Origin of the sequence: Sphingomonas sp. HITSZ_GF, from assembly GCF_029543155.1 — a bacterium.
Classification (GTDB): Bacteria; Pseudomonadota; Alphaproteobacteria; order Sphingomonadales; family Sphingomonadaceae; genus Sphingomonas.
The window spans coordinates 644865-655828 of sequence record NZ_JARQXA010000002.1; the positions used below are offsets into that span (position 1 = coordinate 644865).

8 protein-coding genes are annotated in these 10964 nt (G+C 69.8%); 6 read left to right on the forward strand and 2 right to left on the reverse strand.

Annotated features, from left to right (window positions below; genetic code table 11):
• Window positions 1–16 precede the first annotated feature (16 nt).
• Window positions 17–1168 carry a lipopolysaccharide biosynthesis protein gene (locus tag P6144_RS09010; protein WP_277767395.1) on the forward strand — a complete coding sequence of 384 codons (1152 nt, stop codon included), beginning with the start codon at window positions 17–19 and terminating at the stop codon, window positions 1166–1168.
• Between the two features lie 96 nt (window positions 1169–1264).
• Here P6144_RS09010 and P6144_RS09015 read toward each other — a convergent pair whose 3' ends face one another.
• A complete protein-coding gene (locus P6144_RS09015) occupies window positions 1265–1933 on the reverse strand; it encodes an ATP-binding cassette domain-containing protein (RefSeq protein WP_277767396.1) in 669 nt (222 codons plus the stop codon).
• Window positions 1934–2033: 100 nt separating this feature from the next.
• On the opposite strand from P6144_RS09015, the gene P6144_RS09020 reads away from it, so the two are divergent.
• The 4 genes from P6144_RS09020 to P6144_RS09035 are packed head-to-tail and all read left to right on the forward strand — an operon-like array spanning window position 2034 to window position 6322.
• Window positions 2034–3374 carry a glycosyltransferase family 1 protein gene (locus P6144_RS09020; RefSeq protein WP_277767397.1) on the forward strand — a complete coding sequence of 447 codons (1341 nt, stop codon included), beginning with the start codon at window positions 2034–2036 and terminating at the stop codon, window positions 3372–3374.
• Window positions 3367–4458 (forward strand): polysaccharide biosynthesis/export family protein, encoded by a 1092-nt coding sequence (locus P6144_RS09025; RefSeq protein ID WP_277767398.1) that lies wholly within the window; start codon window positions 3367–3369, stop codon window positions 4456–4458. Before P6144_RS09020 ends, P6144_RS09025 begins: the two co-directional genes overlap by 8 nt.
• Entirely contained in the window at window positions 4455–5501 is a 1047-nt protein-coding gene (locus P6144_RS09030) for a hypothetical protein (protein ID WP_277767399.1), read from the forward strand. Before P6144_RS09025 ends, P6144_RS09030 begins: the two co-directional genes overlap by 4 nt.
• Window positions 5498–6322 carry an FkbM family methyltransferase gene (locus P6144_RS09035; protein WP_277767400.1) on the forward strand — a complete coding sequence of 275 codons (825 nt, stop codon included), beginning with the start codon at window positions 5498–5500 and terminating at the stop codon, window positions 6320–6322. Before P6144_RS09030 ends, P6144_RS09035 begins: the two co-directional genes overlap by 4 nt.
• 180 nt (window positions 6323–6502) lie before the next feature.
• Here the strand turns inward: P6144_RS09035 and P6144_RS09040 are convergent, their stop codons facing one another.
• The gene (locus P6144_RS09040; RefSeq protein ID WP_277767401.1) at window positions 6503–6964 is read right to left on the reverse strand and encodes an Lrp/AsnC family transcriptional regulator; all 462 of its coding nucleotides are present in this window, start codon (window positions 6962–6964) and stop codon (window positions 6503–6505) included.
• 98 nt (window positions 6965–7062) lie between these two features.
• Here P6144_RS09040 and putA point away from each other — a divergent pair, with 98 nt between their 5' ends.
• Complete coding sequence (gene putA, locus P6144_RS09045) at window positions 7063–10650, forward strand: trifunctional transcriptional regulator/proline dehydrogenase/L-glutamate gamma-semialdehyde dehydrogenase (protein WP_277767402.1); 3588 nt, start codon at window positions 7063–7065, stop codon at window positions 10648–10650.
• Window positions 10651–10964: the final 314 nt, after the last annotated feature.

Sequence of the window (10964 nt, forward strand, 5' to 3'; positions counted from 1 at the left end):
GGCCGAGATGCGCGGCATGAACCGCATGGTCCACCTCTCCTCCGCCGAGGACGCGGTTCCGCTCGCCCGGCCCGCGCGCTGGTGGCGCCATCCGTTCCTCCTCGCCGTGGTGCTGCCGACCTTGCTCGCCGCGCTCTACCTCTTCGCGCTCGCCAGCCCGCAATATCAGTCGCAGGCGCAGTTCGTGGTGCGCGGGCTCGAGGCGCAGGGGCCGCGCGTCGGCGGCATGGGCCAGCTCTTCGGGCTGGGCGGCGCGCTCGCGCCGGGGCAGCAGGAGGCGCAGAGCGTTCGCGAATATCTGCGCTCGCACGATGCGGTGGCGGCGCTCCGGGCCCGGGGCATCGATCTTGCCGCGCTCTATGCCCGGCCCGGGATCGACTGGCTCTCGCGCCTGCGCCCGGATCGGCCCCGCGCCGAGACGCTGCTCGATTATTACCGCGCGCATGTCGATGTCAGCTACGATCCCGACGACAATATCACCCGCCTCTCGGTCCGCGCCTTCGCGCCGCAGGATGCCCGGCGGATCGCCGCGGCGCTGCTCGATCTCGGCGAGGCGCGGGTCAACGCCTTCAACGCCCGGTTGTTCGACGCGTCGCTCCGCGCTGCCGCCGGCGATGCCCAGTCCGCCGAGCAGGAACTTGCCGTCATCGAGCGCCAGCTCTCCGCCTTCCGCCAGGGCAATGCCGATATCGATCCCGCCGCCAGCGGCGCCGCCGGGCAGAAGGCGCTGGCGGATGCCGAGATGGATCTCGGCCGGCAGCAGGCGCTGCTCGCCGACATGCGCCGCCAGCTCAGCCCGTCGAGCCCCCAGGTCCGCGCGGTCGAGGGCCGGGTATCGGCGCTGCAGGCCGTGGTGGCGGCGGCGCGCGGGCGGATCGCCGGCCAGCCCGGCGCGGTCGCCGCGCGGCTCGGCAATTACGAGGAGCTGCGCCTGCGCCAGGATTTCGCCGCCAAGCGCTACGAGGCGGCGCGCGCCCGGCTGGAGGAAGCGCGTGCCCGCGCGGTGAAGGAGCGGCTGTTCATCGTCCCGGTGGTCGAGCCCAACCTGCCCGAAAAGCCCGATCGCCCCACGCCGTGGCGCACCACGCTCTTGATCTTCATCGGGCTGGCGATTGCCTATGGCATCGGCTGGATGCTGCTCGCCGGGCTGCGCGAGCACCAGGCCTAGCCGCGTGTTGGAAAGATAGGATCAGTCGGGCGTAACGAAGTTGCGCGGGCGAAATGCGCTTTGGCGTGTACTTCATGTACTTTGCCGGCGCCGGCTTCAGGCGACCTTCGCGTCGCGCGCCGCGAAGTGCCGGGCGATCGCTTCCTCGATATGGTCGTAGAAGTTCAGCTGCCCGCCCTCGAGCACCGCGCCGGTGTCGCAATAGTCGCGCAGCGTCTGCATGTCGTGGCTCACCAGCACCAGGCTCGCCTTGCGCCGCCGCTCCATCAGCGCGGCGTGGCAGCGCGCCCGGAAGCGCTCGTCGCCGGCGGCGATCACCTCGTCGATCAGATAGCAGTCGAAATCGACCGCCAGGCTCGCCGCGAACGCCAGCCGCGCCAGCATCCCCGCCGAATAGGTGCGGATCGGCATGAACAGATAGTCGCCCAGCTCCGCGAAATCCTCGACGAAGCCCAGCACCTCCTCCACTGGCCGGCGATAGATACGGGCGATAAAGCGGACATTGTCGGCACCCGACAGGCTCGACTGGAAGCTGGAGGCATAGCCGATCGGCCAGGAGACGCGCATGTCGCGCTCGATCGTGCCGGCGCTGGGCTTCTCCACCCCGGCGATGAGGCGGAGCAGAGTCGTCTTGCCCGCGCCATTGTGTCCGCAGATGCCGATCGACTGGCCGGGCACGATGCGGAAGCTCGCCGATTCGAGCACGGTGCGCCGCCCGCCGCCGCGCAGCGGATAGGATTTGGCGACGCGATCGAAGCGAATCATGAGCCTAGGCTAACTTGCTGGGTCGCCTCGCGAAAGTGCAGGCTTCGCAAGCGCGCTGCGGCCCTGTACGAGAGTCGGCGAAGAAGGGGGACGCCGCAAAATGCGGTTGATGATCGACGGCTATAATCTGGCGCTGCCGCAGGGGACGGGCGTGGCCACCTATGGCCACCAGCTCGCCGCCGCCGCGCAGGGGCTGGGGATCGGCGTCGAGGGTCTCTACGGCCTGCGCGCGCCGTTCAACCCGCGGCTGCGCGAAGTGCTGTTCTACGAAGCGCTGGGCAATGGCCATGCCACCCGCCGGCCTCGCCTCGGCAGTCCCGCCTGGCTGCGCGAGCTCGCCTGGCTCTCGCGCCCGCGCCGCGCCCGCGCCATCCCGGTCGCCGGGCAGGTGCTGACCGGGCAGTTCGCCCACCGCCTGCCGCGCTTCGACGCGCTTCACAGCGCGCCCGATCTGTTCGATCTCGCCGCGCGCAACTTCAAGCGGACCGGCCTGTTCACCCGCGTCGCCATCCCCGGCGGCGCACCCGACGTGATGCACTGGACCTATCCCTTCCCGGTGCGCATGCCGGGCGTGCCCAATCTCTACACGCTGCACGATCTGGTGCCGCTCAAGCTTCCCTATGCCAGCGCGGACAACAAGCGCCTCTACGCCAGGCTGATCCGCAAGGTGATCGCCGGGGCCGATCGCATCGTCACGGTTTCCGAAGCGAGCCGCGCCGACATCCTCCAGCTCTTTCCCCAGGCCGAGCCCAGGCTGGTCAACACCTGGCAGGCGGTGCGCCTGCCCGAAGGCGCCGCCGAGGAGCCTGAGGAGGAGGTCTCCCGCGCCGTGCGCAGCATCTTCGGGCTCGATTGGCGCGGCTATTTCCTGTTCTTCGGCGCGATCGAGCCCAAGAAGAACCTCGCCCGGCTGATCGAAGCCTATCTCTCGCTCGGCACCGACACGCCGCTGGTGATCGTCGGCCAGCGCAGCTTCGGCAGCCGCCAGGAGCTGCGCCTGCTGCGTCGTGACGAATTGAACCCGCTGGTCGCCCAGTTCAGGAACGTCCGCCGCATCGACTATCTGCCGCGCAGCCTGCTCCTGCGGCTGGTGCGCGGGGCGAAGGCAGTCACCTTCCCCTCGATCTACGAAGGTTTCGGCCTGCCCGTGCTCGAGGCGATGGCGCTCGGCACGCCGGTGCTCACTTCGAACACCAGTTCGCTGCCCGAAGTGGCGGGCGACGCGGCGTTGCTCGTCGATCCCTATAGCCCGGCATCGATCGCGGCGGGGCTGCGCGCGCTCGACGGCGATGCCGAACTGCGCGCCCGGCTCGCCGCCGCCGGCCGCGTCCGCGCCGATTTCTTCTCGCCCGAGCGCTACCGCGAGCGCCTCGCGCGCCTCTATGGCGACCTGTTCGAGGAGCGTGCCCGCGCCGGCGCGCTGCGGCCCGCCCATGCGTAACCGGCTGCTGCCCCTGGCCCTGCTGCTCGTCCCGGGCTGTGCGACCCTGCCCGCCGCCGCGCCCACCGCGCACCAGGTCGTCGCCCCTGCCGGTGCGGCCGGAGTCACGGTCGTCGACATCGTCGATGCGCCCGGGCTCGGCGCCGAGGCGGTGCCCGAAGCGCCCGCCTGGCCGATCGCCGATGCCGCGCCGGCAGACGCGACAATCACCGTCGGCGACCGCGTCACCGTCACCGTGTTCGAAGTCGGCTATGCGCTGTTCGGCGCGGCCAGGGACGATGCCGCGCCTGCCGCCGCCGGGCGTACCTTGCCGCGGATGGAAGTGGGCGAGGGCGGCAGCATCGACCTGCCCTATATCGGCGCTATCGAGGCGCTGGGCCGCACGCCCGATGCCGTCGCCGCCGAGATCGAACGGCGGCTGCGCGGCCTGTCGCAGAACGCCCAGGCCAGCGTCACCGTCGATCGCGGCCCGGCGCGCAGCGTCATCGTCAGCGGCGATGTGAAGACGCCCGGCCGCCAGCCGCTCACCAGCGCCGGCGAGCGGCTGCTCGACGTGATCGCCGTCGCCGGCGGCCCCACCGCGCGCGGGGCCGATACCGCGGTGCGCGTCACCCGTGCCGGCCAGTCGGCCGAGATCCGGCTCGATCGGCTCCATGTCGGCGATGTCGCCAATGTCCGCCTCGCTCCCGGCGACCATGTCGAACTGCTCCGTTCGGTCCGCTCGGTCACCGTCCTCGGTGCGGCGCGCACCGTCTCCGAAGTGCCGTTCGACAGCGATGCGCTCAGCCTCGCCGAAGCGCTGGCCCGCGCCGGCGGCCCGCTCGACAATCAGGCCGATGCCACCGGCGTGTTCGTCTTCCGCTACGAGCCGGCGCTGGTCGACGGCGTGCGCAAGGAGCTGCCGGTGATCTACCGGCTCAACCTGCTCGATCCGCGCAGCTATTTCGCCGCGCAGCGCTTCCGCATGCACGAGAAGGACGTGCTGCTGATCGCCAATGCCCGTTCGGCGCAGTTCGGCAAGCTCGTCCAGCTGCTCAACACGCTGGTCACCCCGGCGCTCACCGTCGAGCTGCTCACCCGGTGAGCGATCCGCGCGCGCAGGGCATTGCCTGCCTCGCCGGAATCGCGCCGTGGAAGCGCAAGCGGCTCGCCGCGATGCTTTGCAACGCGCATCCGCCGATATTTGCAAACACCGCCACACGCGCCGTGAAGGCTGCTCGGGCGCGGGGCGGGGCGATCGCCTGCTGGGCGTCGCGCGTCCCGGCCGGGCTGGAGGCGCAAGCCGTCGAAGCGGGGGTGCCGATCTGGTGGATCGAGGACGGATTCGTCCGCTCGGCCGGGCTCGGCGCGGCGCTGGTGCCGCCCTGCTCGCTCACGCTCGACAGCCGCCGCCCCTATTATGACGCCTCGGGCCCGAGCGATCTCGAGGTGATGCTTCAGACCCGCGACTTCACCGCCGCTGAGATCGCGCGCGCCGACGCGCTGCTCGCCCGCCTGCGTGAAGCCGCAGTGACCAAATACAACCTTGCCGGCCCGCTGCCCGATTTGCCGCCGGGCCGACGCGTCGTGCTGGTGATCGGCCAGGTCGAGGACGATCGCTCGGTGCTGCTCGGCGGGATGGGGCTCTCGATGGCCGAACTGCTCGCCCGCGCCCGCGCCGAGGAGCCCGATGCCTTCCTTATCTACAAGCCGCATCCCGATGTCGTCGCCGGGCTGCGCAGCGGCGCGCTGGCCGCGCCCGAGGCGGATCTGGTGCTGCCGCATGCCGATCTGCCGCGCCTGCTCGATCGGGTGGACATAGTGCACACGCTCACCTCGCTCGCCGGGTTCGAGGCGCTGGTCCGCGGGCGCCAGGTGGTGGTGCACGGTGCGCCCTTCTATGCCGGCTGGGGGCTGACGCGCGATCATGCCGCGCCTGCCCGCCGCACCCGCCGGCGCACGCTGGCCGAGCTCGCCGCCGCTGCGCTGATCGCCTATCCGCTCTATGCCGATCCGGTCACCGGGCGGCCCTGCACGCCCGAGCAGCTGGTCGAGGCGCTGGCCCGGACCGGGCCCAGAATCTCCCGCGCCTCGATTGCCGCGCGGCTGGCCGCATGGCATGTCGGCCGCCGGGCAAGGGAGCGATGATGGACAGGGCACCGATCTACGACATCTGGCGCCTGCTCTCCGAACCGCGCGACCAGGTCGAGGCGGAGATCCGCGCGCTGTGCCGCTCCGCCTATTGCGGCGATCACACTGCGCTCGCCCGCGTGCTCGGCCGCTACAAGCTCTATGTCGATACGCGCGATACCGGCATCGCCGCGCATCTGATGCTCGACGGCTTCTGGGAGATGTGGGTCACCGAAGCGATGCTGCGCGCGGTGCGCCGCGGTTCGACGGTGATCGATGTCGGTGCCAATCTCGGCTTCTTCACCCTGCTGCTCGCCGATCTGACCGGGGCGGAGGGGCGGGTGCTTTCCTTCGAGCCCAATGCCGGGCTCGCCGATCGCCTGGCGCCGAGCATTGCGGTCAACGGCTTCGCCGGCTTCACCACGCTGCATCGCTGCGCGCTCGGCGCGGCCGAGGGACAGGTCGCGCTGGACGTCGATCTTCGGTCGCCCGGCGGTGGCCGGGTACGCGAGGATGGTGCGGGCAGCGTGCCGATCCGCCGGCTCGACTCCTTTCCGGAGGCGCTCGACGCCGAATTCATCAAGATCGATGTCGAGGGGCATGAGCAGCAGGTGTGGCGCGGCATGACCGGCATCCTCGCGCGCGGCCGGCCGCTCACCGTCTTCATGGAATTCACCGTCGAACGCTATCCCGATCCGGCCGGCTTCCTTGCCGAGATCGTCGGCGAGGGCTTCGCACTCGCCCTGATCCATCATGACGGACAGGTCCGCCCGATCACCCCGGCCGAGCTTCTGGACGGTCCGCACAGCATCGATCACATGCTCTGTTTGAGCCGCTAGCCACACACAAATCCTCCCCCGGAGGGGGAGGGGGACCAGCGAAGCTGGTGGAGGGGGCTTGCCGCGAGCGATATCGCTTGGGGCGGGCCCTCTCCACCACACCGCTTCGCGGCGCGGTCCCCCTCTCCCTCCGGGAGAGGATTTGCGGAACGCCGACGGCCTCACGAGACATGAATGCGCTCAGTCCTTCACCGTCTCCATCGCGACATAGGTCGAGGTGCTGGCGACATGCGGCAGGCTTGAGATCTTCTCGCCCAGCACGATCCGGTAGCGGCGGATGTCGGCGGTGCGCACCTTGAGCAGATAGTCGAAATTGCTGGCGAGCATGTGGCATTCCTCCACCTCGGGAATGCGGCGGACGGCGGCGTTGAATTCCTGCAGCGCCTTCTCGCGGGTGTCGGCCAGCTTCACTTCGGTGAAGGCGATATGGTCGAGCCCCATCCGCGCCGGGTCGATGATCGCGCGGAAGCCGCGGATGACGCCGCTGTCGGTCAGTCGCTTGAGCCGGACCTGCGCCGGCGTCTTGGAGAGACCCACCTGTCTCGCCAGCTCGGTAACGGTCATCCGCCCGTCCGCGGCCAGGGCGGCGATGATCTTCATGTCGAAGGAATCCAATTCGACTGACGGTGGCGCATTTCTCATGCATTTTGCCTAGCAGATCGGCGCAACAATGGCGATTCCGCCTGTAAAGCGTTATCGATAAGTCGGATCGCCCTTCGATAAGCGCATATAGTCGGCAGATGACCCAGCCCGCGCCCTTCGCCGCCTTCGCCCCGCCCGTCCGCGCGGCGACTCCCCTCCGCCAGGCGATCACCGCCGCCTATCGCCGCGACGAGGCCGAGGCGCTGGCCCCGCTGCTCGAAGCCGCGACGCTCGACGCGACGACCCGCGCCGCTGTGCGCGAGACCGCGACCGGGCTCGTCACCGGCCTGCGCGCCCGCAAGCGTGGCGGCGCGGTCGAATCGCTGGTCCAGGAATATGCGCTGTCGAGCGAGGAGGGCGTCGCGCTGATGTGCCTGGCCGAGGCGCTGCTCCGCATCCCCGACGATGCCACCCGCGATGCGCTGATCCGCGACAAGATCGCCGATGGCGACTGGCGCGCGCATCTCGGCGGCAAGCCGCTCTTCGTCAACGCCGCGACCTGGGCGCTGGTGGTGACGGGCAAGCTGGTGAGCACCGCCGACGACAAGGGGCTGGGCGCCGCGCTGATGCGGCTGGTCGCGCGCGCCGGCGAGCCGGTGATCCGCCGCGCCATCGATATCGCGATGCGGATGATGGGCGAGCAGTTCGTCACCGGCGAGACGATCGACGAGGCGCTCAAGCGTGCCCGGCACGAAGAGGCCAAGGGCTTCCGCTACAGCTATGACATGCTGGGCGAGGCGGCGACCACCGCTGCCGATGCCGAGCGCTATTATCGCGATTACGAGAATGCGATCCACGCGATCGGCAAGGCGTCGGGCGGGCGCGGCATCTATGAAGGGCCGGGCATCTCGATCAAGCTTTCGGCGCTCCACCCGCGCTATGCCCGCTCGCAGGCCGACCGGGTGATGGGCGAACTGCTGCCGCGGGTGAAGACGCTGGCGGCGCTGGCGCGCAGCTACGATATCGGCCTCAACATCGATGCCGAGGAGGCCGATCGGCTCGAGCTCTCGCTCGACCTGCTCGAAGGGCTGGCGCTCGATGCCGATCTTGCCGGCTGGGACGGGCTCGGCTTCGTCGTTCAAGCGTACGGGAAACGCTGCCCCTTCGTGATCGACTGGATCATCGATCTGGCCGGGCGCGCGCAGCGGCGGATCATGGTGCGCCTCGTCAAGGGCGCCTATTGGGATGCCGAGATCAAGCGCGCCCAGGTCGATGGGCTGAGCGATTTCCCGGTCTATACCCGCAAGATCCACACCGACGTGGCGTACATCGCCTGCGCGCGGAAGCTGCTCGCCGCCACCGATCGGGTCTTCCCCCAGTTCGCCACGCACAATGCCCAGACGCTGGCGACGATCTATCGGCTGGCGGGTCCGGACTTCGCGGTCGGCAAGTATGAATTCCAGTGCCTGCACGGCATGGGCGAGCCGCTCTATGAGCAGGTCGTCGGCAAGGCGAAGCTCGATCGCCCCTGCCGGATCTATGCGCCGGTCGGCACGCATGAGACGCTGCTCGCCTATCTGGTCCGCCGCTTGCTGGAGAACGGCGCCAACTCCTCCTTCGTCAACCGTATCGCCGATCCCGAGATCCCGGTGGCCGAGCTGGTCGCCGATCCCGCCGAGCAGGTGCGGGCGATGCCCCATCCCGGCGCGCATCACGACCTGATCGCGCTGCCCCGCGGCCTCTATCCCGATCGCCGCAACTCGGACGGGCTCGATCTCAGCGACGAGGATGCGCTCGCGGCGCTCACCGAGGCGCTCCAGCACAGCACGACGATCGACTGGCGCGCCGCGCCGGCGGACGGGCAGGGGACCGAGCGCAAGCTGCTCAATCCCGCCGATCACCGCGACCAGGTGGGCGTGGTCGTCGAGGCTTCGCCCGAAGCTGCCGCCGCTGCCGTCGCCCGCGCCGCCGCCTCGAACTGGGGCGCGACGCCGGTCGCCGATCGCGCCGCGATGCTCGAGTCCGCCGCCGATGCGATGCAGGCGCAGATGCCGGTGCTGCTCGGCCTGATCGTGCGCGAGGCAGGCAAGTCGCTGCCCAATGCGATCGCCGAGGTGCGCGAGGCGATCGATTTCCTGCGCTATTATGCTGCGCGTGCCCGCGCCACCTTCGGCCCTGCCCAGGTGCCGCTTGGCCCGGTGGTGTGCATCAGCCCGTGGAACTTCCCGCTGGCGATCTTCACCGGCCAGGTCGCCGCGGCGTTGGTCGCGGGCAATCCGGTGCTCGCCAAGCCGGCGGAGGAGACGCCGCTGATCGCCGCGCAGGCGGTGGCGCTGCTCCACGCTGCCGGCGTGCCCGCCGATGCGCTCCAGCTCCTCCCCGGGGACGGCCCGATCGGCGCGGCGCTCGTGGGGGCGCCGGAGACGGCGGGCGTGATGTTCACCGGCTCCACCGATGTCGCCCGGCTGATCCAGCGCCAGCTTGCGCCGCGCGTGTCGGCCTCGGGCAAGCCGATCCCGCTGATTGCCGAGACCGGTGGCCAGAATGCGATGATCGTCGACAGCTCGGCGCTCGCCGAACAGGTGGTTGCCGATGTTTTGGCCTCGGCATTCGACAGCGCCGGCCAACGCTGCTCGGCACTTCGAATCCTCTGCCTCCAGGAAGAAGTCGCCGATCGCACGCTGGCGATGCTCAAGGGCGCGCTCAAGGAGCTGCGAATCGGCCGAACCGATGCGCTGGCGGTCGATACCGGCCCGGTGATCACCGCCGAGGCGCAGGCCAATATCGAGAAGCACATCGCGACGATGCGCGCGCGGGGCCACGGGATCGAGCAGCAGGACCTGCCTGCCGCAACTGCGCACGGCACCTTCGTCGCACCGACGATCATCGAGATCGGGAATATCGCCGATGTCGAGCGCGAGGTGTTCGGCCCGGTCCTCCACGTTCTGCGCTACCGCCGGGACGACCTCTCGGCGCTGATCGATGCGATCAACGCCACCGGCTATGGCCTCACCTTCGGGCTCCACACCCGGCTCGACGAGACGATCGCCGAAGTCACGGCGCGGGTGCAGGCAGGCAATCTCTATGTGAACCGCAACGTGATCGGCGCGATCGTCGGTGTGCAGCCGTTCGGCGGGCGTGGGCTGTCAGGCACCGGGCCCAAGGCGGGCGGTCCACTCTATCTCGGCAGGCTGACCGGCGAGGCGCCGGTCGCGGTCGAGCCTGCGCCGACGCCGCCGGCGCTGCTAACCGAATTTGCCGAATGGCTCGATGCGCAGGGCGAGGCTGCGGCCGCCACCACTGCCCGCCGCTACGGCGCCGCTTCGGCGCTGGGCATGGAACGCGAGCTGGCCGGGCCGGTCGGCGAGCGCAACCTCTATGTCCTGCATCCGCGCGGCCGCATCCTGCTGCGTCCGGAGACGCGGGACGGCCTGTACGAGCAGATCGCCGCTGTGCTGGCGACCGGCAATCGCGCTGCGCTGGAAGCCATGGCGCTGCCGAAGGGATTGCCGCCACGCATCGCTGCGATGTTCGCTGCTGCCCCGGGCGTCCATCCTGCCTCGGCGCTGGTCGAAGGCGATCCGGTCGCGCCGGCCGAGCAGCTGGCGGCACAGGACGGGCCGATCGTGCCGATCCTGGCACGCGGCGCGGCGGGCTATCCGATCGACCTGCTGCTCGAGGAGGTGTCGATCTCGATCAACACCACGGCGGCCGGCGGCAATGCCAGCCTGATGACGATCGGCTGACGGCGCGTCCACAAAGGGGCTTCGGAAGCCCGATGCGAAAAAAGATTGGGAAAGTGCATTTTACCGGTTGACGCGAATCGGTCGGGAACATAGATGGCCACCTCCCGGCGGCGAGGCGCTCGCTTCTCCGCTCTTCCGAACTTCGGTTCGGGCAGTTCTCAACTAGCTGGCTCGGCTTCGGCCTTGCTGACTTGGGCCTCGCAAGAGGATGTTCGAAGCACGCTTCGGGCAAGGACACGCTCTTTGACATAGTGATTTAGATGAAGGGACATGTGGGCGGCGGCCCCGGGTCTGGCGGCTTCTAGGCGTCAGTA

Coding starts and splice junctions, on each gene's coding strand:
- P6144_RS09010 (WP_277767395.1), top strand. CDS start 17: ATGAACCGCATGGTCCACCTCTCCTCCGCCGAGGACGCGGTTCCGCTC.
- P6144_RS09015 (WP_277767396.1), bottom strand. CDS start 1,933: ATGATTCGCTTCGATCGCGTCGCCAAATCCTATCCGCTGCGCGGCGGC.
- P6144_RS09020 (WP_277767397.1), top strand. CDS start 2,034: ATGCGGTTGATGATCGACGGCTATAATCTGGCGCTGCCGCAGGGGACG.
- P6144_RS09025 (WP_277767398.1), top strand. CDS start 3,367: ATGCGTAACCGGCTGCTGCCCCTGGCCCTGCTGCTCGTCCCGGGCTGT.
- P6144_RS09035 (WP_277767400.1), top strand. CDS start 5,498: ATGATGGACAGGGCACCGATCTACGACATCTGGCGCCTGCTCTCCGAA.
- P6144_RS09040 (WP_277767401.1), bottom strand. CDS start 6,964: ATGAGAAATGCGCCACCGTCAGTCGAATTGGATTCCTTCGACATGAAG.
- putA (WP_277767402.1), top strand. CDS start 7,063: ATGACCCAGCCCGCGCCCTTCGCCGCCTTCGCCCCGCCCGTCCGCGCG.